19 protein-coding genes are annotated in these 24,168 nt (G+C 71.1%); 9 read left to right on the forward strand and 10 right to left on the reverse strand.

Annotated features, from left to right (window positions below):
* Window positions 1–50 precede the first annotated feature (50 nt).
* On the reverse strand, window positions 51–1,085 hold the full coding sequence (locus BLW76_RS32340; RefSeq protein WP_167384808.1) for a LacI family DNA-binding transcriptional regulator: 1,035 nt from the start codon (window positions 1,083–1,085) through the stop codon (window positions 51–53).
* 162 nt (window positions 1,086–1,247) lie between these two features.
* On the opposite strand from BLW76_RS32340, the gene BLW76_RS32345 reads away from it, so the two are divergent.
* The gene (locus tag BLW76_RS32345; RefSeq protein WP_091314572.1) at window positions 1,248–2,273 is read left to right on the forward strand and encodes a LacI family DNA-binding transcriptional regulator; all 1,026 of its coding nucleotides are present in this window, start codon (window positions 1,248–1,250) and stop codon (window positions 2,271–2,273) included.
* On the opposite strand, the gene BLW76_RS32350 is transcribed toward BLW76_RS32345, so the two are convergent.
* Window positions 2,270–3,112, reverse strand: coding sequence for a glycoside hydrolase family 16 protein (locus tag BLW76_RS32350; protein WP_143060726.1), 843 nt, complete (start codon window positions 3,110–3,112; stop codon window positions 2,270–2,272). The two genes, BLW76_RS32345 and BLW76_RS32350, sit on opposite strands and share 4 nt — an antisense overlap.
* 253 nt (window positions 3,113–3,365) lie before the next feature.
* Here BLW76_RS32350 and BLW76_RS32355 point away from each other — a divergent pair, with 253 nt between their 5' ends.
* On the forward strand, window positions 3,366–4,070 hold the full coding sequence (locus tag BLW76_RS32355) for a type 1 glutamine amidotransferase domain-containing protein (protein WP_091314577.1): 705 nt from the start codon (window positions 3,366–3,368) through the stop codon (window positions 4,068–4,070).
* A 58-nt stretch (window positions 4,071–4,128) separates the two neighbouring features.
* Here BLW76_RS32355 and BLW76_RS32360 read toward each other — a convergent pair whose 3' ends face one another.
* Both BLW76_RS32360 and BLW76_RS32365 read right to left on the reverse strand, forming a co-directional pair.
* The gene (locus BLW76_RS32360) at window positions 4,129–4,617 is read right to left on the reverse strand and encodes a hypothetical protein (RefSeq protein ID WP_091314578.1); all 489 of its coding nucleotides are present in this window, start codon (window positions 4,615–4,617) and stop codon (window positions 4,129–4,131) included.
* A gap of 417 nt (window positions 4,618–5,034) precedes the next feature.
* On the reverse strand, window positions 5,035–5,388 hold the full coding sequence (locus tag BLW76_RS32365; protein ID WP_091314580.1) for an ArsR/SmtB family transcription factor: 354 nt from the start codon (window positions 5,386–5,388) through the stop codon (window positions 5,035–5,037).
* 292 nt (window positions 5,389–5,680) lie between these two features.
* Here BLW76_RS32365 and mgtA point away from each other — a divergent pair, with 292 nt between their 5' ends.
* The 5 genes from mgtA to BLW76_RS32390 all read left to right on the forward strand — a co-directional run bounded on the left by mgtA (window position 5,681) and on the right by BLW76_RS32390 (window position 13,136).
* Window positions 5,681–8,305 (forward strand): magnesium-translocating P-type ATPase, encoded by a 2,625-nt coding sequence (gene mgtA, locus BLW76_RS32370; protein ID WP_091314582.1) that lies wholly within the window; start codon window positions 5,681–5,683, stop codon window positions 8,303–8,305.
* 28 nt (window positions 8,306–8,333) lie between these two features.
* A complete protein-coding gene (locus tag BLW76_RS32375; RefSeq protein WP_091314584.1) occupies window positions 8,334–10,070 on the forward strand; it encodes an ABC transporter permease in 1,737 nt (578 codons plus the stop codon).
* A 26-nt stretch (window positions 10,071–10,096) separates the two neighbouring features.
* Window positions 10,097–11,407: an ABC transporter ATP-binding protein gene (locus BLW76_RS32380; protein ID WP_091314587.1), complete on the forward strand. Its 1,311-nt coding sequence runs from the start codon at window positions 10,097–10,099 to the stop codon at window positions 11,405–11,407.
* Window positions 11,408–11,496: 89 nt separating this feature from the next.
* A complete protein-coding gene (locus BLW76_RS32385; protein ID WP_091314589.1) occupies window positions 11,497–12,063 on the forward strand; it encodes a DUF3558 domain-containing protein in 567 nt (188 codons plus the stop codon).
* Between the two features lie 26 nt (window positions 12,064–12,089).
* Complete coding sequence (locus tag BLW76_RS32390) at window positions 12,090–13,136, forward strand: magnesium and cobalt transport protein CorA (RefSeq protein ID WP_091314592.1); 1,047 nt, start codon at window positions 12,090–12,092, stop codon at window positions 13,134–13,136.
* 25 nt (window positions 13,137–13,161) lie between these two features.
* On the opposite strand, the gene BLW76_RS32395 is transcribed toward BLW76_RS32390, so the two are convergent.
* The 4 genes from BLW76_RS32395 to BLW76_RS32410 all read right to left on the reverse strand — a co-directional run bounded on the left by BLW76_RS32395 (window position 13,162) and on the right by BLW76_RS32410 (window position 18,273).
* The gene (locus tag BLW76_RS32395) at window positions 13,162–15,093 is read right to left on the reverse strand and encodes a potassium transporter Kup (RefSeq protein ID WP_091314594.1); all 1,932 of its coding nucleotides are present in this window, start codon (window positions 15,091–15,093) and stop codon (window positions 13,162–13,164) included.
* Window positions 15,094–15,203: 110 nt separating this feature from the next.
* Window positions 15,204–15,431: a hypothetical protein gene (locus tag BLW76_RS32400; protein WP_091320150.1), complete on the reverse strand. Its 228-nt coding sequence runs from the start codon at window positions 15,429–15,431 to the stop codon at window positions 15,204–15,206.
* 219 nt (window positions 15,432–15,650) lie between these two features.
* Entirely contained in the window at window positions 15,651–17,207 is a 1,557-nt protein-coding gene (locus tag BLW76_RS32405) for a Na+/H+ antiporter (protein WP_091314596.1), read from the reverse strand.
* 94 nt (window positions 17,208–17,301) lie between these two features.
* Window positions 17,302–18,273, reverse strand: coding sequence for a hypothetical protein (locus BLW76_RS32410; RefSeq protein ID WP_091314598.1), 972 nt, complete (start codon window positions 18,271–18,273; stop codon window positions 17,302–17,304).
* Window positions 18,274–18,401: 128 nt separating this feature from the next.
* On the opposite strand from BLW76_RS32410, the gene BLW76_RS32415 reads away from it, so the two are divergent.
* Together BLW76_RS32415 and BLW76_RS32420 are read left to right on the forward strand one after the other, a co-directional pair.
* On the forward strand, window positions 18,402–19,208 hold the full coding sequence (locus BLW76_RS32415) for a helix-turn-helix domain-containing protein (protein WP_244170428.1): 807 nt from the start codon (window positions 18,402–18,404) through the stop codon (window positions 19,206–19,208).
* Between the two features lie 129 nt (window positions 19,209–19,337).
* Complete coding sequence (locus tag BLW76_RS32420) at window positions 19,338–22,466, forward strand: ATP-binding protein (RefSeq protein ID WP_091314603.1); 3,129 nt, start codon at window positions 19,338–19,340, stop codon at window positions 22,464–22,466.
* Here BLW76_RS32420 and BLW76_RS32425 read toward each other — a convergent pair.
* Both BLW76_RS32425 and BLW76_RS32430 read right to left on the reverse strand, forming a co-directional pair.
* On the reverse strand, window positions 22,444–23,211 hold the full coding sequence (locus BLW76_RS32425) for an ABC transporter permease (protein ID WP_091314605.1): 768 nt from the start codon (window positions 23,209–23,211) through the stop codon (window positions 22,444–22,446). The two genes, BLW76_RS32420 and BLW76_RS32425, sit on opposite strands and share 23 nt — an antisense overlap.
* The gene (locus tag BLW76_RS32430; RefSeq protein WP_091314608.1) at window positions 23,208–24,143 is read right to left on the reverse strand and encodes an ATP-binding cassette domain-containing protein; all 936 of its coding nucleotides are present in this window, start codon (window positions 24,141–24,143) and stop codon (window positions 23,208–23,210) included. The genes BLW76_RS32425 and BLW76_RS32430 overlap by 4 nt, the downstream gene beginning before the upstream one ends.
* Window positions 24,144–24,168: the final 25 nt, after the last annotated feature.

Consider the following 24,168-nt stretch of genomic DNA (forward strand, 5'->3'; position numbering starts at 1 on the left):
AAACGCATTCCTGGAGTGTGGCGCGCGACACCCCGACCGTCAAGAGCCGATCAGCGGGTGCGTTCGGCGGTGCTGTCCCGGACCACCAGGCGTCCTTCGACGGTCACGTGGGTGATCGCTCCGGGGTCGCCCAGCGCGAGGCGGATCGCCTCGGTGCCGGCGTAGGCCAGTGGCAGCGCCACGGTGGTGAGCCTCGGCGTGACGTTGACCGCCAGCCGGATGTCGTCGAACCCGGTCAGCGACACGTCGGCCGGCACCGACACCCCCGCCTCGCGGAAGGCCCGGAGCACGCCGACCGCGATCAGGTCGTTGGCCGCCACCACGGCGTCGGTCCCGGCCAGCCCCTCGGCGACCAGCCGGCGGCCCGCCTCGATACCGCCCTCCCGGCTCACCGCGCAGTGCACGATCCGCACCTCGGCCTCCGTGACACCGCCCGCCCGGAGCCCGTCGAGGAACCCGGCGGTCCGGGCGGCCGGAGCGGCCTGGTCACGGGCGCCCGCGATGATCGTGACGCGCCGGTGTCCCGTCCCGGCCACGAACTCGCCGAGCCGGCGGGCGGCGCCCCGGTTGTCGAACCCGACCGAGTGGAACGGCAGGTCCGTGTCGCCGACGACCACCACCCGCCCCCCGTCGCGCTCGTAGGCGCGCAGTTCTTCGAGGAGCCGGCCGGCCAGCGCGCCGGCCTCCACCCGGCCCGAGGTCAGGACCAGCGCCCGCGGCCGCAGCGCCCGGACGTTGCGGATGGTCTCCAGCTGCCGCCCGGGATCGCCGTGGGTCGCCGACACCGTGACGAACGCGCCGGTCGTACTGGCCGCCCGCTCCATCGCCGACACCACGATCGCCATCGACGGCGTGGTGAGGTCATCGGCAACCAGCGCCAGCGACCCGCTCGTCCCCCGCATCGCCCGCGCGGACGCGTCCGCGGTGTACCGCAGCCGCTCGGCCGCAGCCAGCACGCGCTCCCGGTACTCGGGCGCAACGGTCCGTGAGCTGGCGCCCAGCACCCGCGAGGCGGTGGCCAGCGACACCCCGGCCGCCGCCGCCACGTCGTGCAGCGTCACCGTGTCCCGTGCCGGATGCGGCATCCCCACCCCACTTCGAACGCGCCGACGTCCGGACACCATAAGCTCCGGGCAGCCGCCGGGGAATTGCCTGTCATCGTCGAGTCACTGTCGGAAAACGTATTCCATCACCTATCGTCGGGCTTGACAAGAACCTCGCGAAGCAAGGGAAAGAGTTCGCCCCGTATGACAGAGCAAGGCACCGGCTCCTCCCCCACCCTGCTGGACGTCGCCAGGGAAGCAGGCGTGTCGGCGGCCACGGCCTCGCGCGCGCTCAACGGCAGTACCCGCACCGTCAGTGCGGAGAAGCTGGCCCTGGTGCTCCAGGCCGCGGAGCGGCTCGGCTACGCGCCGAACCTTTCCGCGCAGGCCACCGCCCGGGGCTCGACGAAGACGGTGGCGCTGATCGTGCACGACATCGCCGACCCGTACTTCTCCTCCATCGCCGCGGGGATCGTGGAAGGCGCCGAGGCCGCGGGGCTGACCGTGACCATGGCGGTCACCGGCCGGTCACCGGACCGGGAACTGGAGATCGTTTCGATCCTGCGTGGCCACCGGCCGCACGCCATCGTGCTCGCCGGCAGCCGGATCGGGGACGACCAGGAAACCCTCGCCGGGGAGCTGCGCGCGTACCGGACCGCGGGCGGACGCGTGGCGGTAGTGAGCCAGCCGGGACTGCCGCACGGAACCGTCACGATCGACAACCGCGCGGGGGCCGAGGCACTGGCGGACGCGCTGGTCGCGCACGGGTACCGGCGATTCGCCATCCTGCGTGGGCCGGACGCCCTCCACACCTCCCGCGACCGAGCGGACGGGTTCGCCGCCGGGCTGGCCCGGGCCGGGATCGAGGCGCTCGACGCGGTCGAAGCCGAATTCACCGAAGACGGTGGCCACGCTGCCATGACCGGCCTGCTCGGCCGCGGCAGCGACGACATCGAGCTCGTGTTCGCGGTCAACGATGTCATGGCGATCGGCGCCATGCGAGCACTGCGCGACGCGGGCCTGGTTCCCGGACGCGACCTCGCCGTGGCGGGGTTCGACGACGTCGCCGCGGCCGTCGACGTCGACCCCGCCCTGACCACCGTCACCGTGCCCACGCGGGCGATGGGCCTGCGCGCAATCGAACTCGCACTGGCCGGGGCGGACGAGCCCGAGCTCGTGTGGCTGCCGACGAGCGTCGTCCTGCGGGAAAGCACTCCTCGGCGCGGCTAGGCCTTGTGGTAGGCCCGGAAGTAGTCGACCACGAACTCCTTCGGCCTCGGGTCCTTCGGGTCCACGGTGCCCGTCCAGCCCGCGTTCTCGTAGATGCCCAGCAGGAACACCGAGGCGTAGGCCGGGGAGGCATTGATCGTCTTCGTGAGCTTGTTGTCGACGTAGAGCTTGAGCTGCGTCGGCGTCCACTCGAGCCCGTAGATGTGCATCCCGCCCGCCAGGTCGAAGCCGGTCCCGATCGAGTTGTTGACCTCCGGGACAGCCGGATCCGACCACTTGTGCAGGCTGAAGTTGAAGTTGCGCGGCGTGCGGCCCGGGTGCTCCATGATGTCGATTTCGGCGTTCTGGGTCGCCGTGTCCTGCTTCCCGACCGTCCAGAACGCGGCGTGGAGACCGCTTCTCGCGGAGGTCCTGCCGCGGATCTCGAAGTACCCGTACTTGGGCGCGTACTTCCAGACGGCGGGGATCGTGTGGTCCTGCGGGGAGGTCTTGTGCAGTCCGGTCCGCTGCCCGGTCTGGATGCTGGAGACCTTCATCGGATCGCCGGCGTAGTAGGTCGGCTGGTCGTCGTCGATCCGCAGCACGAGGGCGCCGTTGCGGAACCCGTACCGTGCACGCGAACGCCATTCCGGCGTGCGCGATTCCAGGTAGTGCGTGACCCAGAGGTTTGGGTCGAGACTCCCGTTGAACTCGTCGTGCCGGTCGAGTACCCACCCGGGCTTGTCCAGCGGGTTCGGCGGCGTGTCCGCCCCCTGGGCGGCGGGGGCGAACCCGACGCAGGCCAGCACCGCGGCGGCCAGCGCCGGCCAGACGGAGGTTCTTCCGGTGAAGCGTCGCATGCCTGTCATGGTTCTCCCGCCCGTCCGGTGGCTCCGATGCCTTGGAAAGCGTTTTCCGACCTGTCGGCCCATGATGCCGCAAAACTCCGACCGGCAACACCCCTTCGACTGATCTACCTCGATCGAAGTGCAGCTGACCCGGCCATCGGTTCGGAACGCGTTTTCCGAAAGTTCGATCGACAGTCCTGCGTGCGCCCGAGTGGCCTCGTACGATGCGGGAGCAAGATCGACACCGGCGGGAAAGGCTGGACGTATGACCGAGGCACTCTTCGTGGTCACCGGAGCGGACCACTGGACCTTGACCGACGGCACGAAGCACCCGACCGGCTACTGGGCCGAGGAGCTGGCGGAGCCGCACCGGATCTTCCGCGAAGCGGGTTTCACGATCACGGTCGTCACCCCGGGTGGCGTAGCGCCCACGGTGGACGGCACCAGCCGGTCCGCGGCGGGCAACGGCGGCGACGAGCAGCGCGCCCACCGGCTCGGCGAGTACCTCGACGGCATCAAGGCCGAACTCGACCACCCCGCCCGGCTCGAAGAGGTGAACCCGGAGGACTACGACCTGGTGTTCGTCCCCGGCGGACACGGCCCCATGGAAGACCTCGCCGTCTCCCCCGCCACCGGCCGGCTCCTGACCTCCACCCTCGACGCCGGCAAGATCCTCGGAGTCCTTTGCCACGCACCCGCCGCCCTGCTCGCAGCCGAGCGCCCGGACGGCTCGTGGCCCTTCGCGGGCTACCGCATGACTTCGTTCACCAACGCCGAAGAAGCGGCGAACGGCTTCGCGGCCAAAGCCCCATGGCTGGTCGAGGACCGCCTCCGAGCCCTCGGAGCGGATTTCGTCGCGGCGGCGCCGTGGTCGTCGCACGTCGTCGTCGACCGCAACCTCTACACCGGGCAGAACCCCTTCTCCTCGGTGGAGCTCGCGAACACGATCGTCACCGCGACCGGTCGGTGATCCCTCGTGTCAGGCCACTCCTGAGATGGTCGAGTCTGCCGCTGATCGAGGCCCGAACCTATGCGGCCCGCTGATATTGCCGCGCACTGGACAGGTCTCGCTGGCGGCGTGCCGCGAGCGGGTGGGGCTCCCCCGTCATGGCTGCAAGAGCAGCACCGACTTCGTGGAGATCGGCGCGGACGTAGGTGGTCGTGGTGCCGGCGTCGCTTTTACCGGTATGTCCCGCATACTCCCGCACGATCCCGTACCCGAAGTTCCGCTCGACCCAGGTCAGGGTCGTGTGCCGTAGCCAGTGCGTGGTGACCCCCTGCCTCGCGACCCACGGCAGGTGCTTGCCCAAGCGCGTCCACTTCTCGGTGTGCAGCCGCAGGATGAGCAGGTCGAGTTCCGGGTCGTTTCCGGTCGCCGCGGCGACGTCGTTGATCTCGGCGAGCCGATCGTTCGGCAAGGCTCGTCGGGTGCTGGCCGGCCGCCGAGGCTTGGGAACGCGTGTCGCCGGGTTGTCCGCCTCGGCGATCAGCTGATCGGCGACAGCGTGCCGGTACATGCACCGGAGCGCAGCGATCAAATGCTCGCTTGATCAGCGTGTTGAAGTTCAAACGACCGGCTGACCGGGGACGTCGACCACCGGTCAGAGGCGTCGCCCGTCGCCTGCGCGACGACGGCCTGGGCCGCTGCTCCCCGCTTGGACCCGAACCAAGAACCCTCCGGTTGACTGGAGGTTCCAGAGGTGGGGCGGCGTCAGTCGATCAAGCTGGGATGTTTGCATTCGCCCTTACCCTGATTCGGTGTCAATCGACACCGTTCATGGAGCATGAATACTCCCTCGTTTTTGATCATCAAGCGACGAAGGCAGCTCGTCAGGGTGACCTGATCGTGACGATCGGGAAGCCCTCTATTTTCGGCATGCTTCGCCTGACGCCAATCAACTCGGCTTCGCCCAACCTCCCGGCCGACGGCGTTGCTACGCGAGCCGAACGTCTCGACTTTGCCGCCTCTGCCCCGGTCTCGCGTGGAGTTCCTGCTGGTGCTCGACGGCGAGCCGGACGATGTCGGCGACGTGGGGGTCGTCGAGGATGTAGATCTGGTGCTTGCCCTTGCGCCGGGAGCGGACCAGGCCGGCGAGTTTGAGCTTGCCGAGGTGGTGGCTGACCGTGGCGACGCTCTGCCCGGTTTCCTCGGCGAGGGTGCCGACGTCGTGTTCGGACCGGGTGAGCAGCCAGAGCAGGTGCAGCCTGACCGTTCCGGACAGCAGGCCGAAGGTGGCGGCCGCGTCCTGGAGCACGTCGGGTGGCAGCGGATCAGGTGGGGCGGTCACGGGTTCATCCTTCCGGGTGTCCGGGCAGTGTGACTCACCCCCCGTCACTTGGACAAGTGTTTGACTGTTCCGGTCCTGGTGCGCTGTACTGGGTCCCGGCCGCCGCCCTGCCGGGTGGTGGCGCGTGTCCGGGGAAGGAGGTGAGCCGGGTGACCGGCGAAGGAAGTAGTTGCCGCGGCCGCGCGGCGATCCGGTCCTTTCCCGCCGAGCCGGGGTAGGCCGGGCACGTCCGTGTGGTCCGGGCCCGCCGCCGTTCTGGTGGCTCCGACCTCGATGGACAGGACCTCCCCCGATGACCCGTTTTCCTGCCGTACGTGCCCAGCGCACGATCGGTGACAACCTGCTGGCCGGGCTGGGTGAAGCCCCCGTGCTCACCGTCTTCCAGCAGCTCGAGAGCTCGCCCAAGGGGCTGACCGAGACGGACGCCGCCGAGCGGCTCGGCCGGTGCGCTGACAACGACGCCGGACCGGCTGGTGCCCCGGGGCGGCTGCGGCGGGGTTGGGCGGCCGCGCGCAGCCCGTTCGTCGCGCTGCTGACCGGGCTCGGGGTCGTGTTCGTGGTGGTCGGTGACGCGCGGGGGGCGCTGACCACCGGCGTGATGGTGCTGCTGAGCGTCGTCTTGCGGTTCTGGCAGCAGACGCGCTCCGAGCGCGCGGTCTCCGCGTTGCGGGCGCGGGTCAGCACGACGGTGACGGTGCGGCGCCGGGCCGGTGAGCGGTTTCCCGGTGTCGAGCGTGAGGTGCCGGTGGCCGACCTCGTGCCCGGCGACGTGGTGCTGCTGGGTCCCGGTGACGTCGTGCCGGCCGACTTGCGGGTGGTGGCCGCCGCGGACCTGATAGTGGACCAGTCGGCCTTGTCGGGCGAGGCGCTGCCGGTGGTGAAGCGCGTCCCCACCCGGCCTCGGCACGCGGCGCCGCGGCCGGAGCTGGTGGACGCGCCCGGTCTGGTGTTCGCGGGGACGTCCGTGGTGGGCGGGACCGCGACCGCGGTGGTCGCCGCCACCGGCGCCGGGACATACGGCGGCATGCTGGCCGCGCAGGCCGCCGCACCGCGGGCGGAGTCGAGCTTCGACGCCGGCGTGCGGCGGGTCGGCTGGACGCTGGTCCGGTTCATGCTGGTGATGGTGCCGATCGTGCTGGTCGTCAACGGCACGGTCACGGGCGACTGGGCGCAGGCGGCGACGTTCGCCCTCGCCGTCGCGGTCGGGCTGACGCCGGAGATGCTGCCGGTCGTCGTGACGACGAACCTGGCGCGCGGCGCGGTGCGGCTCTCCCGGCAGCGGGTGATCGTCAAGCGGCTCAACGCGATCCAGGACCTCGCCGCGATGGACGTGCTGTGCGTGGACAAGACCGGCACGCTCACCGAGGACCGGGCCGCCTACGCCCACAGCATCGACCTGGCCGGCCGCCCGGACGGCGAGGCCGCCGAGTACGCCCACCTGGCCGTGCACTTCCAGGCCGACCGGCGCGACCGCCTGGACGAGGCGATCCTCGCGCAGCTCGCCGACGACGACGCGCCGGCGACCGAGGCAGTGTTCAGCAAGGTCGACGAGATCGGCTTCGACCACACCCGCCGCCGCGCCACCGTCGTCGTCCGCCGCGGCGACGAGCACCTGCTGATCACCAAGGGCGATCCGGACGAGATCCTGCCGCGCTGCGGCCACGCCCACCGCCTCGGCGCCGTGGTCGCGCTGGCCGACGACCTCCGCCGCGACACCGAAGAGCTGGTCCGCGGCTACGCCGAGCACGGGATGCGAATCCTCGCCGTCGCGGCCCGGGAACTGCCCGCCCGCCCCGGCGGCTACGGCGAGGACGACGAACGTGGACTGGTGCTGGTCGGGTTCGTCGGGTTCGTCGACCCCGTGCGCGACGGCGCCGCCGCGGCCGTCCGCGCGCTGGCCGAGCACGGTGTCGGGGTCAAGATCCTCACCGGGGACAACCGGCACGTCGCCGCCCGCGTCGCCCAGGATGTCGGCGTCCCGGTCGGCGAGATCGTGCCAGGCCACCGGATCGACGTCACCGACGACGCCGAACTGCGGGAACTCGCCGAGCGCACGACCGTGTTCGCCAAGCTCACCCCGGCCCACAAGGCCCGGCTGGTCACCGCGTTGCGGGAGAACGGGCACGCGGTCGGATTCGTCGGCGACGGCGTCAACGACGTCACCGCGCTGCGGGCCGCCGACGTCGGGATAGCCCCGGACACCGCGACCGACGTCGCGAAGGACGCCGCGGACCTCGTGCTGCTCGAACGGGACCTCGGGGTACTGGCCCGCGGGGTCGTCGAGGGCCGGCGGACGCTGGGCAACACGCTCAAGTACGTGCACATCACCGCGAGCTCGAACTTCGGGAACGTGTTGACGGTGCTGGCCGCGGGCGCCTTCCTGCCGTTCCTGCCGATGCTGCCGGTCCAGCTGATGGTGGCCAACCTGCTCTACGACGCCGCGCAGCTCGCGCTGGCCTGGGACCGGGTCGACGAGCACTATCTGCGCGCGCCGCGACGCTGGGACGCGCGCGGCCTGGCCCGGTTCATGCTCGTGTTCGGGCCGCTGTCCTCGCTGTTCGACCTGTCGACGTTCGCGGTCCTGTGGTGGGCGTTCGACGCGAGCACCGATCCGCTTGCGTTCCAGACCGGCTGGTTCGTCGAAAGCCTGCTCTCCCAGCTGCTGATCGTCCTCGCTCTGCGCAGCCGCGCGGCTTCAGGGCGCGGTTCGCGGCCGTCCCGGCCGGTGCTGCTCGCGGCCCCGATCGCGGCCCTGACGGCGCTGGCGCTGCCGGTGTCCCCGCTGGCCGGGTTCCTGCACCTGACCCCGTTACCCATGAGCTATTTCCCCTGGCTGGCAACGATCCTGCTCACCTATGCGCTCGCCGCGCAGCTGATCAAACGACTGTACGTGCGCCGCACGGCCACCTGGCTGTAGCCGTCTCTCGACACGGAGAAGAAAACTGATGTCTTTGCTGCGCGATTTTCCCAGCCGCGGGGTGCTGGCCCGGCCCCGGCGGACCGCCGCCGACGTCGTGGTGTTCCTCGGCGCCGCGGCGCTGCTGTGGCTGATCGTGCGGCTCGCCCACGGCGTCACGGTGCCGTGGGACGAGGTCACCGCACCGTCCACAGTGTCCACCGACCCGGCGGAACTGCCTTACTACGCGGCGCGATCGCTGCTGCGGATGTTCGCCGCACTCGTGGTGTCGGTGCTGTTCACCTTCGTCTACGCCACCGCCGCGGCCCGGCTGCGCCGGGCGGAGAAGGTCCTGATCCCGTTGCTGGACATCCTGCAGTCGGTACCGATCCTCGGGTTCCTGTCGGTGACGATCACCGGGTTCATCGCGCTGTTCCCGGGTTCGCAGCTCGGCTTGGAGTGCGCCTCGGTTTTCGCGATCTTCACTTCCCAGGCCTGGAACATGACCTTCGCCTTCTACCACTCGCTGGTGTCCCAGCCGCGGGAGCTGGACGAGGCGGCGCGGCTGCTGCGGCTGTCGAAGTGGCAGCGGTTCTGGCGGCTGGACGTGCCGGGCGGGATGATCCCGCTGACTTGGAACGGGATGATGAGCTTCGGCGGCGGCTGGTTCTTCCTCGTCGCCTCCGAAGCCCTGAGCGTCAACAACCACAACTGGGCGCTGCCCGGCGTCGGCGCCTATGTCGCCGCCGCCACCGGCGAGGGCGACCTGGGCAAGGTGCTGCTCGCGATCGCGGTGATGATCGTCATGGTGGTCGGGGTGAACGTGCTGTTCTGGCGGCCGCTGACCGCGTGGGCCGAACGGTTCCGGGTCGAGGAGTCCGAGGCCGCCGAGACACCTCGCAGCGTCACGCTCACCCTGCTGCGCCGTTCCCGCATTCCGGCTTTCCTGGGCCGGCTGCTGGGGAGGCTGGTGTTCCCGCTCGACCGGGTGATGGCGGTGTTCGGGCGCGCGGAGTACCCGCTTCGGACGTCTCCGGTCCGGCGCCGGGTCGGTGACGTCGTGTTCGCGGTGGTCGTGCTCGCCTTGATCGGGTACGGCGTGGCCCGGATGCTCGGGTTCATCGCCGGCACCGCCGGGTTCGGCGAAGTCGGGCACGCGCTGCTGCTCGGCCTGGTCACCTTCGGCCGGGTCGTCGTCCTGGTGCTCGTCGCGACGGTGGTCTGGGTGCCGGTCGGGGTGTGGATCGGGCTCAACCCGCGCGTGTCCCGGCTGGCGCAGCCGGTCGTGCAGGTCCTCGCATCGTTTCCGGCGAACTTCCTGTTCCCGCTGATCACCGGCGTGCTGGTCGCCACCGGGATTTCGCTGAACTGGGGCGGGATCCTGCTCATGGCACTGGGCGCGCAGTGGTACATCCTGTTCAACGTCATCGCCGGCGCCTCGGCCATCCCCCACGACCTGCGCGAAGCCGCCGCCAACCTGCGGCTCCCGCGCGCCCTGTGGTGGCGCAGGCTGATCCTGCCCGCGATCTTCCCCAGCTACGTCACCGGCGGCATCACCGCCGCCGGCGGCGCCTGGAACGCCTCGATCGTCGCCGAAATCGTCAGCTACGGCACCACCACCCTGACCGCCACCGGCCTCGGCGCCTACATCAAGGACGCCACCAGCACCGGCGACGCCGCCCGGATCCTGATCGGCGTCGCCGTGATGAGCCTCTACGTCGTCGGCCTCAACCGCCTGTTCTGGCGCCGCCTCTACACCCTGGCCGAACGCCGCTTCTCCCTCTGAAACCCCGAATTGCGAAGGGCACTCCCATGACCCCGTTGATCACCGTCGAGAAGGTGAGCAAGAGCTTCACCGGCTCGGAAGGCGACGAACTGCGCGTCCTCGACGACATCACCCTCGAACTGCGCGCCGGGGAGATCGTCGCGCTGCTCGGCCGCTCCGGCTCCGGCAAGTCCACCCTCCTGCGCACGATCGCCGGGCTGATCGCCCTCACCGGCGGCTCGGTCCGCTACCGCGGGGAGGAGCTCAACGGCGCCAACCCCGGCACCGCGATGGTGTTCCAGTCGTTCGCGCTGATGCCGTGGCTGACCGTGCAGGACAACGTCGAACTCGGTCTCGCCGCTCGCGGCGTCCCCCCGGCCGAACGCCGCGAGCGGGCGCTGGCCGCGATCGACCTGATCGGGCTCGACGGCTTCGAATCCGCCTACCCCAAAGAACTCTCCGGCGGCATGCGCCAGCGCGTCGGGTTCGCCCGCGCCCTCGTGCTCGAACCCGACCTGCTGCTCATGGACGAGCCCTTCTCCGCCCTCGACGTCCTCACCTCGGAGAACCTGCGCACCGAGCTGATGAGCCTGTGGACCGGACAGCGGTTCCCCACCAAGGCAATCTGCATCGTCACCCACAACATCGAAGAAGCCGTCCAGCTCGCCGACCGGGTCCTCGTGCTCGGCGCCAACCCCGGCCACCTCCGCGCCGAAGTCACCATCGACCTCGCCCGGCCCCGCGACCGCAAATCACCCGCGTTCGCCGCGCTGGTCGACCGGCTCTACGACCTGCTCACCGGCCGCAAACCCGACCTCACCGAGCCCGAGCCGACCGAGGCCACGCCCACCGCCCGGCCGCTGCCCGCCGCGTCGGTCGGCGGCCTGGCCGGGCTCGCCGAGATCGTCCACGCCCGCGGTGGCCGCGCCGACCTGCCCGACCTCGCCGCCGAACTCAACTTCGAGGTCGACGACCTGCTGCCCCTCGTCGACGCAGCCGCGCAGCTCGGCCTGCTGTTCGTCGCCGGCGCCGACCTCCACCTCACCCCGATCGGGCAGGCGTTCACCACCGCCGACATCCAGCAGAGCAAGAAGATTTTCGCCGAACAGGCCCGCGACCGCGCCCCGCTGGTCCGCACCATCTACAAGGCCCTCGCGGCCAGCGCCGACGGCAGCCTGCGCGCCGGGTTCTTCCTCGACCTGCTCCGCCGCGGCTTCTCCGCCGAGGACGCCCAGCAACAGCTCGACACCGCGATCGACTGGGGACGCTACGGAGAGCTGTTCGACTTCGACACCGACACCGGGCAAATCGCCCTCGACCCCGCCCACCGGGCCACGGCCGAGCGCGCTCCAGCCTGATCACCAGTCCGGACGGTCCGGTGAACGCCGGACCGTCCGGCCGCCGCTGTGCCATCCTGAACCCGCGCCGAGGAGAAGGAGACCGGGGTATGCGAGCAGCCGCCGCTGTGTCGATCAACGCTGTGTCGATCAACGCTGTATCGATCATCGCTGTTTTGCTCGGCGTGCTCACCGCCTGCACCTCCGCCCCGGCCGGGCCGCAGCGTCTCTCGCCTCCCATCGCCGCAGACCCCATCGACCTCACCTCGTTCGCGGCGGCCCCGTGTGGACTACTGCCGGCCCAACAGCTCGCGCACTACTTCGTCACCGCTCCCGGCGTCGTGCACCCACCGGCCTGCGTCTGGACCCCGAGCGACACCCAGGCGCTCACCTACCAGGCCGCGGTCCACGTCACCTCCGGCGGGCTCGAGAACCTCTACCAGCACCGCGCCACCATCGCCGGCTTCGACCCCACCGACGTCCACAGCTACCCGGGCATCCACCGCGACACCGGCACCGGCCGCTGCACCGTCGACGTCGGCGTCGCGAACGACACCATTCTCGCCGTCACCGTCGACGCCACCGACCCGCAGCTGTCCGCCCACGCCGACCCCTGCGGCGAAGCCGACCGCTTCGCCGGAACCGTCATCGGCTACCAAGGCCACCGGGCACCGTGAGCACCACACCTGGCAAGGTGGCGTGAATGACGTCCCCGGCCACTGACCCCTCGGCGAGCCGCGAGAGGCCGTCACTGACCTCGGTGGTCGACTGCGCGGTCTACGTCGACGGCGTCCGGCAGCCCGGGCGCTGGACCCACGACGAAGCCATCGCCGAAGTCCGCCGGCGCGGCACCGGCTTCGTGTGGATCGGGTTGTTCGAGCCCGGCGCCGACCAGATCCAGGGCATAGCCGCGACGTTCGGCCTGCACGAGCTGGCCGTCGAAGACGCGGTGTGCGCGCACCAGCGGCCGAAGCTGGACCGCTACGGCGAGACGCTCTTCATGGTGCTCAAAACCGTCCGGTACGTCGAGCACGAGTCACCCACCACGGCGAACGAGATCGTGGAAAGCGGCGAAATCATGGCGTTCGTCGGCCACGACTTCGTCGTCACCGTCCGCCACGGCGACCACTCCCAGCTGGGCGTGCTGCGCGCCGACCTCGAAGGCGCTCCGGAGCGGCTGCAAGCCGGGCCCGCCGCGGTCCTGTACGGGCTCACCGACCACGTCATCGACAACTACCTGGCCGTGACCGAGGCCTTCGAGAGCGACATCGACCAGATCGAGGCGTTGGTGTTCGCCCCGCGCAGCCCTGTCGAAGTCGAGCAGATGTACCTGATGAAACGGGAGATCCTCGAGCTACGCCGCGCGGTGGCCCCGCTGCAGGCACCGCTGCGCCGGCTGGCCGAAGGGGCGGACCGAGTGGTGCCCGACCAGATCCGCTCGTACTTCCGCAATGCCGAAGACCACCTGACGGTCGTGGCCGAGCGGGTGGCCGGCTTCGACGACCTGCTGACCACGCTGGTGAACGTGACGGCGGCGAAGGTGTCGCTGCAACAGAACGGCGACATGCGCAAGATCACCGCGTGGGCGGCGATCGTCGCGGTGCCGACAATGGTGGTCGGCATCTACGGGATGAACTTCGACCACATGCCCGAGCTGCACTGGACGTTCGGCTACCCGCTCGTGATGGGCGTGGTCCTGCTCGCCTGCCTCCTGCTGTACCGGACCTTCCGGCGCAATAACTGGCTGTGACCATCCGCATCGGACGCGACCGGGTTCACACGTCGATGTGCGAGCCCATGATGACCGTGCGGTCGCGCGGCAGGCCGAAGTACTCGGCGGCGTCGGCTGTGATGTAGGAGGTGGCGATGAACAGCCGTTTGCGCCAGCTCGCCATGGTCGGTTCCGGACCGCGCTGCAGCTCGATCTTGGACAGGAAGTACGACGCCTCGTCCAGCTGCAGCCGGCCTTCGGTCTGCGCCGGGTCCAGCCGGGCGAGCGCGCCCGGGACGTCCGGGGTCTCCATGTAGCCGTAGCGAGCGGTGACGAAGACGATCCCGTCGTCGGCGTGGCCCAGGTCTTCGACGGTCACCCGCTGCTCGACCGGTACCCGCGGCACCGGCTCGGTCTCCAGCGACAGGATCACGACGTGCTCGTGCCGCACGTGGTTGTGCTCGGCGTTCGCCCGCAACGCCAAGGGCGCGGTCTGCCCGCCGCGGTTGAGGAACACAGCCGTCCCCGGAACCCGCTGCACCGGGGCCTCGCGCAGTCCCTCGACGAACTCCGGCAGCGAACCCTCCCGGCGCTCCCGCTCGGCGGTGACGATCCGGCGGCCACGCTGCCAGGTCGTCATGATCGTGAACGCCGTCAAGCCGATCAGCAACGGCAACCACGCACCGTGCACCAGCTTCGTCAGGTTGGCCGCCACGAACAGCAAATCCACGCCCAATAGCACGGTCGCGCCGACCCCGATCAGCCAGCGCGGTGTTCCCCACCGAGACCGGGCGATGTAGAAGAACAGCAGGGTCGTGATCGTGATCGTGCCGGTCACCGCCATGCCGAACGCGAAGGCCAGCGCGGCGGAGCTGCGGAAGGCGAACACCAGCGTGAGCACCGAGACCATCAGCAGCCAGTTGATCCACGGCACGTAGATCTGGCCCCGCTCGGTCTCGGAGGTGTGCGCGATCCGCAGCCGCGGCAGGTAGCCGAGCTGGGCGGCCTGGGCGGCGACCGAGTACGCGCCGGTGATCACCGCCTGGGACGCGATCACCGTCGCCGCCGTCGCCAGCACCACCAGGGGCAGCCGCGCCCAGGAGGGTACGAGCAGGAAGAACGGGCTGCTGACGTTCGCCGGGTTCTCCAGGATCAGCGCGCCCTGGCCGAGGTAGCTGAGCACACAGGCGGGCAGCACCAGCAGCAGCCAGCCACGGGTGATCGCCCGCCGGCCGAAGTGGCCCATGTCGGCGTAAAGGGCTTCGGCACCGGTCACCGACAGCACCACCGCGGCCAGCGCGAAGAACGCGATGTCGAAATGACCTGCCATGAACCCGATCGCATAGGTCGGCGAGAGCGCCTTGAGGATGTCCGGGTGCCCGGCGATGCCGACCACGCCGAACCCGCCGACGGTGACGAACCAGGCGATCATCACCGGCCCGAACACCCGCCCGACCGCGGCCGTCCCCCGCCGCTGCACCAGGAACAACCCGACGATGATCACCGCGGTGATCGGCACGATCCAGTCCTCGAGACCGTCGGAGACGACCTTGAGCCCCTCGACCGCGGAGAGCACGGAGATCGCCGGGGTGATCATGCTGTCGCCGAAGAACAACGCGGCGCCGAAGATGCCCAGCCCGGCCAGCACGACGGCGGCGCGTTTGCCGCGTTGCGCACCCCAGCGACGCAGCAGGGTGATCAGGGCCATGATGCCGCCCTCACCGTCGTTGTCGGCGCGCATGGCGAGCAGCACGTACGTGACGGTGACGATGATCATCACCGACCAAAAGATCAGCGACACCACCCCGAACACGTTGTCCGTGCTCACCGGCACCGGGTGCGGATCGGCCGGATTGAACACCGTCTGCAGCGTGTAGATCGGGCTGGTCCCGATGTCCCCGAAGACGACGCCGAGCGCGCCGACCACGAGCCCGAGTCGCACGACGTCATGCGCGGGCGACGTCGCCGGTGTCTTGCTGGTCGTCGCCTGACTCACGCACTTCCCCCTGCCTCGCCGGTCACGACGCGGACCCTACCGGTCCACTGTGGCCGGACGCCGGTCATCGTGGCGGGTCCGAGGCGGCCTTTACGCGTCTTTACGAAACTTTAGCGCCGACGCGCGCGAACGTACCGGATCGGATGAACGACCCAGTAGAAGTTCAGGTTGTACCCCCAGCCGAACGTCTTCGGCGTCCACAACCGCGGATCGCCGGCGTTCCACACCCGGGCCCGGATTCGCTCCGCGGTGGGTGAGCGCCAGTCGTAGGGCAGCCCGGCCGCACGGCCTTGAGGCGGCTCGACCGGCCGCTTGCCGTCGTCGTCGGTATCGGCCATGACCACCACGGTCCACCCAGACGCGTTCCGTGGTCAAGGCGGCGTCAAAGTTGCGCCGACGGGCTCGCCCGGCCGGCAGGCCGGGTCCATCCCTCTGTTCCATGAGCGATTTCTGGTGGGCGTTGACGCTGATGGGCGGCTTCACGCTGGTGGCCATCCTCCTGCGGCTCGCCGGCACGTGGCTCGGAACCCCCGACGACGATCCCCGGTGGGCCCCGCTCAGTCCTCCAGCCCCGCGTGTTCCAGGTCCAGCAACCGCTGGATGCGTCGCCGGGTGCCATCGGTGATCTCGCCCGCCTCGAACAGCCTCGTCAGCTCGGCCGCTTCCACGTCGATCAGCTCGCGCTTCAAGGCGCGGTAGTCGATCCCGCGCACCCAGTCCTCCGCCTCCTCGCCGGTGTCGCCGCGAATGTGGTCGAGCCGGGCCTGCCAGCCCGCCCGCAGCTGGTCGACCACAAACGCTGACGCCGACTCGGTTTCGGCCAGGTGGTCCACGTGCGAGAGACCGGCTTCGGCGAGCTTCCGGCGCGCGGTGGCGTATTCGGTGCGCAGGTCGGCCGGATCGAGCGCGATGCCCGCCCGGCGCACCAGCGGGGCCAGCGTGAAGCCCTGGACCACCAGCGTCAGCACGATCACCGCCGTCGTCAGCAACAGGACGAGGTCACGCGCGGGCAGCTCGGAACCGTCCAAGGTGGCCACTGGCAGGGACAGCGCCGCCGCCAGCGGCACCACGCCCCGCGCGCCAGCCCACGACACGACCGCCGGCACCTGCCAGGAGATCCGGCCGTCCTCCCGCCGCTGCCGCACCGCCGAGAGCACGAACACCAGCAGCAGCCGCGCCACGACCAGAGTCGCCGCGATGGCGAGCGCCTGCAACAGCCACCACGGCCCGCCGCCCGCCACCCGGCGCATCAGGGCGGGCAGCTGCAGGCCGATCAGGCCGAACACGACGCTCTCCAGCAGGAACACCACGGTCTGGTACACCGCGCCGACCTGCAGCCGGATGCGTGCCGTCGTCAGCCGCTCGGCCTGGGTCCCGAGGATCACGCTCGCCACCACGACCGCGGTCACCCCCGATCCACCGAACGACTCCGCCACGACGTACCCCGCGTACGGCGTGACCAGGGAGATCACCGTCTCCAGCACTGGATCTTCGGTACGTCGCCGGATCAGGAACGCGCCGAGCGCGGTCAGCACGCCGACGGCGACGCCGCCGCCCGCGAGCACCCCGAACTCGGCCAGCGTCCGGCCCCACGACGCGGCCCCGCCGGCGACGGCGAGGAACAGCGCCACCCGGAACAGCAGCAGGCTGGTCGCGTCGTTGAAGAGGCTCTCGGCCTGGATCAGTGCCTGCACCCGCGGCGGCAGGGCCAGCCGCCGCGCCAGCGCCGTCACCGCGACCGGGTCGGTGCTCGCCAGCACCGCACCCAGCACGAACGCCATCCCGACCGGCAACGGCGTCACCACGACCGCGACCCCGATCACCGCCGCGGCCGACAGCAGCACCAGCCCGACCGACAGCACCGCGACCGGCCGCCCGACCGCCCGCAGGTCCCGCCACGGCAACTCCTCCCCCGCCGCGAACAGCAACGGCGGGAGCACGATCAGGCTGATCACCTCGGGCGTCACCTGCACGACGGGCACGCCGGGCAGCAGTCCGACCACCACGCCGACGACGACCAGCAGCGACGGCGCCGGCACCCGCAGCCGCCGGGCGAACGTGGCCACCACGGTCGCCACGACCACGAGGAACAGGACAGTTTCGACCCCGCGCATCAGCCGGTCCTTCCGATCCGAATCCGGATGCCGACCAGACTTCCCGGCGCGCCGCGCTCAGCCTACGTGAGCCACCCCATCGGCGACACACGCGTCACCGAAGGTACGTCTCGGCCATGGCATGGAAGGACTTCTTCGGCGCGAGGCTGCCATCGGGCATCACCTTGCAGACCCCGTAGGAGGCCACGTCGAGGTCGAGACGCGGGTCGGCGTGATGTGGGTATTCGTAGCCGGCGAAGGTGAACCAGAACGCGGTGTCCACGCCTTCCTCGTCGAAGAGCGCGATCATCTCGCGCAGGTAGCGGGCCTGTTCGTCCTCGTCGCGCAGGTAATTTCCGGTGACGTGGGGCGGATCGGCGTCGTGGTCGACGACGCCCAGCCAGCCCATGCCGCCGCGCTCGGCGGCGCCCCGGTAGGTGCAGCAGCCGAACTCGGTCGCCGCATGCGGCTTTCCGTGCCGTCGGTATTCCCGCAGGCCCTGGCGGAACGCGTCACCGGGATCGCCATAGGCGTCGGCGCTCACGATGTCGAAGGGCGTCCAGTCGATCTGCTCCCACGTTCCGGAGGCGTAGGTGAGCTTGCCGCGGAACCGGGTACGCACCGCGTCCGCGATGCCGGCCAGCAACGTGTCCAGCTTCGCGGGCACCTCGGCGACCTGAGCCAATGCCTCGGGGGCGCCGCCAACCAGGGCGTCGATCCTGGCCAGGCTGTCGCCGCCCAAGAAGAAACCGGGGGCGAACAGGCTCAGCTCGCAGCCGGCGACGAAGACCTCCGCCCCCACCTCTTCGGCACGGTCCGCGCAGTCGGCGAAGTACGGCACCAGCTCCGCCTCGGACAGTTCGCAGGGGAACGGGGAGAACCAGACCTCCAGCCCGGCGTCGGCGGCGTACCGGGCCGCGACGGCCAGCCGCTCGGGGTCGCCGCCGGTGATCCGCACCGCGTCGCAGTGCAGGTCTTCGGCGATCACGTGGATCTCCCGTCGCACTGCCTCGGCGTCGAAAACGGGCCGCGAACACCGCCCGCCGGGCGTGAAGCCGGTGTCGTACGTGATACCTCGAGCTCTCATCGGATTTCCCCACAGGGTTGCCGGACAACTGTCGAGCCGGAACGTTAGGAGTGAGCCGAACTCCGATCAACGAGAACAGCCGGTGATCGACGCGATTTGCGCAGTTCAGGGCCGAAGTGATCATTGCAATGACCTTGCCGGCTAATGCACGCGAACGCCGACGCGTTGCAAAGATCGAAGAGCGGCACGAATACTGGCCGCACCACCACGGGAACGGGGGAGCCGACCAGATGCCAGGACTGAGGCTGACCAGCACTGACCGGCAGCGGATCGCCGAGGGGCTGGCCAAGGACCTGGATTACGCGGAGATCGCGCGCGGCCTCGGCCGTCCGACCTCGACAGTGAGCCGCGAGGTCGCGCGCAACGGTGGGCCGGGCCGCTACCGCGCCGAGCTGGCGCAGCTCGCGACCACCCACCGCGCCCGGCGCCGGCCGCGCCCGCCCGGCACGCGGGAAACCGGCGACCACCCCGGCCCGGATCTCGACGCGGCAACGGCGTTCGTCACCGAACTCACCACGGCTCTCGTCCATACCGGCATGCCGCGCACCGCCGCCGGCGTGCTGGCCTGCCTGTTCACCTCCGATAGCGGCAGCCACACGGCCGCCGAATTGGCGCAGCACCTGCGGGTCAGCGCGGCGACCATCTCGCACGCGGTCACCGTGCTGGACGACCACGGCCTGATCCGCCGCGGCCGCGACGGCCGGCGACACCGCTACTTCCTCGACGAGAACGCGGGCATCCGCTCAGCGGTGACCGGCGCCCGCGCCAACCAGCAGCTCGCCACCACGGTGCTGCGCGGCGCCGGCATCTTCGCCGACACGACCGTCGGAACCCGCCTCGCTGCCGCCAGCCGGTTCCTCGAACAATTCGGCGACGACGTCCTCCGCGCCGCTGAAAGACACGCACGCGCCGGAGCCGAACACACCGTGCGATGAGCCGCCCGCCGCGCTGAACCCGTATCAGCCGACCGCAGCCGCCGCTCCGGTCCGGCGGTCGCCGGCCGCTGGGTTCGGCCTCTTGCCTCGTCCGGGCGAACACGGTGCACCCGCCACTAGCCTGAGGCGGTGACGATCGAGCTGGTCCTGCTGCCGCGAGTGGCCTACCGCGGCCGGGAGATCACCAGCCCCCGCCTGGGCGGGCTGCTTGCCCTGCTCGCTGACGACCTCCGGACCGGCGCGAGCACCGCCCGTCTCATCGAAGGGCTCTGGCCCGACGAGCGACCGAAACACCCGGCCAAGGCGCTGCAGGTCCTGGTGTCCCGCGCTCGAGCGCAGCTCGGCCCCGACGTCATCGAGGCCACGCCGTCCGGCTACCGGCTCGCCCTGGCCGACGATCAGGTCGACGCCGCCGCCCTGGTGCTCAGCGCGACGGCCTGCGCCCGGCTCTCCCGCGCCGGCGACCACGAAGCCGCGCTCGCCCACGCCGAGGCGGGCTTGGCGCTCTGGACGGCGCACGACGACCCGGGCCGCGCCGATCCGCTCGGCGCGCTGCGGGCGGCCCGTGCGTCGACCGGCCGGTGGCTGGTCCGGGCCCGCGCGCTGTCCCGCTCGCAGCTGGGCCGGGCCGCGGAGGCGATCGACGAGCTGACCGAGCTGGTGGCCGAACGACCGCGCGACGAGGAACTGCTCCTGGAACTGCTGCGCAGCGAAGCCGCGACGGCCGGGGCCGCCGCCGCGCTGGCCCGCTACGAGGACTACCGGCGCCGGGTCCGCGACGAGCTCGGCAGTGATCCCGGACCGGCGCTGCGTGAGCTGCACCAACAGCTCCTGCAGGGCGAAGCACCCGTAGTGCGCCACGGTGTCGCCCATGAGCCGAACCCGCTGCTGGGCCGGGACGCCGACCTGGCCGCCGTCGCCGGGCTGCTCCGGACGTCCCGGGTCACGTCGATCGTCGGTGCGGGCGGGCTGGGCAAGACCCGGCTGGCCCATGCCGTCAGCCGCCGTGCCGAGCAGCGGATCGTGCACTTCGTGCCGCTCGCCGGCATCACCCGTGACGACGAGGTCGCCGCGGAAGTCGCTTCGGCGGTCGGTGGCGCCGAGGTGGGAGGCCCGCGGGGCAGCCGTCCGGCCGCCCCGCGCGACGCCGTGACCGCCGTCCTCGACGGGCTCGGCCCTGGCCCGGCGCTGCTGGTGCTCGACAACTGCGAACACGTCGTGCGCGGCGCGGCCGACTTGGTCCGGACGCTGGTCGCGCTCAGCGCCGACCTGCGGGTGCTCACGACCAGCCGGACTCCCCTCGCCCTCTCCTCCGAAGCGGTCCACGCCCTGCCAGAGCTGACTGCGACGGCCGCCGCGGAGCTGTTCCGGCAGCGGGCCCGCGCTGTCCGTCCGGACGTCGAGCTGCCGGAGGAGGCCGTCCGGGAGCTGTGTGCGCACCTTGACGGCCTGCCCCTTGCCATCGAGCTGGCCGCGGCCCGCAGCCGGGTCATGTCGGTCCCCGAGATCGCCCGCCACCTCGACGACCGGTTCGCGCTGCTGCGGGGCGGCGCCCGCGACGCCCCGCCGCGTCACCACACGCTGCACGCCGTCATCGACTGGAGCTGGTCCCTTCTGGACCAGCGGGGGCAGGCCGCCATGCGGGCCCTGTCGGTCTTTCCCGACGGCTTCACCGCCGAGGCCGCCCGGCCGCTGCTCTTGGCCGGCGAGCTGGTCGACCTGCTCGACCAGCTCGCCGGCCACTCGCTGCTCAAGGTTCAGAACACCCCGGTGGGGACGCGGTTCCGGATGCTGGAGACGGTCCGCGAGTTCAGCGCCGCTCGCCGCGAGGAAGCGGGCGAGACCGAAAAGGCCACCACCGGCTTCCTGGCCTGGGTGGTCGACTTCGCGCTGGCCCACCGTGAATCCCTCTTCGCCGCCGACCTCGTGCCGGCCATGCGCCGGGTCTGTGCCGAGCAGGACAACTTGGTGCACGCGCTGCGGCTCGGTATCGACCACGAGGACGGCGCGCTCGTGGCGGCGACGACCGCCGTCCTGGCCGGGTTGTGGACGTTCGAGTCGAATTTCGGCCGCACGGCCGCCCTCGTCGAGGACACCGCCTGGCTGCTCTCGCACTACCGACCCGAGCCCGGCTTCGTGGCCGCGACCCGGGCGGCGCTGGTGTTGAGCGCCGTGAACAGCTTCCTGTTGCAAGGGCCGCGGCCCGCTCGCGCGCTGATCGCCCTCCGCCGTCTTCCGCCCGCCGCACCTGGCACTTTGGTGCACGCCGTCGAGACGGTGCTCCTCACTGTGGCCGCGCCGGACTTCGCTCCGTTGTTCGCGTTGTGCGGTGACGACGACCCGCTCGTCGCCGGGCTGGCCGAGGGCGTCGCCAGCTATGCGTGGTCGGCACTCGATGATCCCGAGCGCGCGCTGGCCGCGGCCGAGCGCATGGTCGCGGTGTTCGACGGCCGGGAGTCGCCGTGGCTGCGCGCCGTCGCCCACGCCCGGGTCGGCGAGCTGTGCCTCGAACTGGAACGCGGCGAAGAAGCACGGCGGTCGATCGGCACGGTGCTCGCGGTACTCGACGAGACCGGCACCTGGTCCGGCGGCGCCCGCATCCGGGGCGCGCTGGTGCTCGCCAACCTGCAGAGCGGCGCGATCGACGAAGCGGAACACTGGCTCGAACAGGCCATGCTGACCGGCGGCAGCGAGGTCGCCGGGGCGTCCATGGTGGACGTCGGCGCCCGCGCGGAGATCCTGCTCGCCCGCGGCGACATCGAGACGGGCCTGCGCCTGTGGCGGCAGGCCGCAGAACGACTCCGGTCCACAAAGGATACTGGGCCCGGCGCCGACGGCTGGGCGTGGGAAACCCAGGCCGTCACTGTGGTGGCCCACGCCCACCACGGACGCCTCGACCTCGTCACCGAGATCACCGACGACCTCCTCCGCGCACTGCCCGGCCTCCTCGAAGACCCGGGGACGTCGGTCCCGGTCTGCGGTGCCCTGCTGCTGGCGCTGGCCCTGACCGACCTCGACCGCGCGCAGACGGCCGCCGAGCGCGCCACGGCAGTACGAATGATCGCCCTGGCTGAGCGCTTCCGGTACGTGCGGGGCTTCCACCCGACGATGTCTTCGGCCCGCATCCGCGCCCTGGCCGAGCAGGCCGACGAGCCGGCGTACACCGACGCGCTGTCGGAATACGCCGGCCTCGCCCGCGAAGAGCTACGCGCCACGGCACTCGCGGCGCTGACGGTCAGGCCGCGGGATCGCGCCTGAACAACGCCCGCGCCCAGACGTACCCCGCGAGCGCGAACCCGGCGCACCACGCCACGGCGATCCACGCACTGCTCCCGACCGGCGTGCCCAGCAGCAACCCGCGCAGGGTGTCGATCACCGGGGTGAACGGCTCGTTTCGGGCGAACCAGCGCACGGCTCCCGACATCGTGTCCGTGGGCACGAACGCGCTGCTGACAAAGGGCAGCACCTGCACGAGGAGGATGAACAGGTTCGCGCCTTCGGCGTTCTTCGCCGCCAGCCCGACAGCGACCGCCAACCAGGTCAGCGCCAACGCCAGCAGGACCACCAGCCCCAGCGTCGCCAACCAGCCGGCCGGCCCCGCGGCGGGCCGGAACCCGAACAGCAGCGCCACGCCGACGACGAGGACCGCGCTGACCACGGTGCGGAGCAGCGCGCCCAGGACGTGGCCGGTCAGCACCGACACCCGGGCGATCGCCATGGTCCGGAACCGCGAGATGATCCCCTCGGTCATGTCCCGGTTCACCGCCAGCGCCGTCATCGACGCCCCGTACCCCACGGTCATCAGCAGGATTCCCGGCACCAGATAGTCGACGTACGCCCCGGTGCGGACACCCGCCTGCATCGCGCCGCCGAACACCCCGACGAACAGCAGCAGGAGCAGCACCGGCATGCCCAGCGCCATGATCATCATCCCGGGGTACCGGCGCAGGTGCTTCAGGTTGCGCCGCAGCATGGTCGCCGAATCGCGCACCGCGTAGCTCATCGGACGGCCTCCTTCTCGGTCGTGAGGGCGAAGAAGACGTCGTCGAGGTCCGGGGTGTGCACCGACAGGCTGTCGACGTCGACCCCGGCACCGTCCAAGCGGTCGAGGAGGTCGCGCAACGAGCGGACCCCGCCGTCGCCGGGCACCGACAGCGTGAACGCGGACTCGTCGCGCGTCCCTTCGCCGAGCGCCCGGGCGGCGACGTCGAGACTGGCGGCGTCGGCAAACTGCAGCCGGACGTGCCCGCCCGGGACCCGCCGCTTGAGCTCGTCCGGTGTGCCCTCGGCGACCACCCGCCCGTGGTCGAGCACCGCGACCCGGCCGGCCAGCTCGTCGGCCTCCTCCAGGTACTGCGTCGTCAGGAAGACGGTGACACCGCCGGCGACGAGGTCCCGGATGATCCGCCACATCGTGTGCCGACTGCGCGGGTCGAGCCCGGTCGTCGGCTCGTCGAGGAAAAGCACGCGCGGCGCACCGGTGAGGGTCATCGCCAGGTCGAGCCGCCGCCGCATCCCACCGGAGTAGGCGGACACCAGTTTGCCCGCGGACTCGACGAGGTCGAACCGCTCGAGCAAGTCGGCCGCCTTCCGCCGCCCCTCGGTGCGGCCGAGGTGGTGCAGGTCCGCCATCAGCAGCAGGTTCTCCTCGCCGGTCAGCAGATTGTCGACCGCCGAGAACTGCCCGGTGACGCCGATCGCGGCCCGAACTGCGTCCGGGTCGGCGGCCACGTCGTGCCCCGCGACGGAAGCCTGCCCGCCGTCCGCGCGGATCAGGGTGGACAGGATCCGCACCGCGGTCGTCTTGCCCGCGCCGTTGGGCCCGAGCAGGGCGAAGATCGTGCCCTCGGCGACCTGCAGATCGATGCCGTCGAGCACGACCTGGTCGCGGAAGGTTTTGCGCAGCCCGCTGGCCGCTATCGCGGGGGTGGTCACGGTTCTCCTCTCGTCCGCCGTGACC

This window comes from Amycolatopsis tolypomycina, assembly GCF_900105945.1.
Classification (GTDB): Bacteria; Actinomycetota; Actinomycetes; order Mycobacteriales; family Pseudonocardiaceae; genus Amycolatopsis; species Amycolatopsis tolypomycina.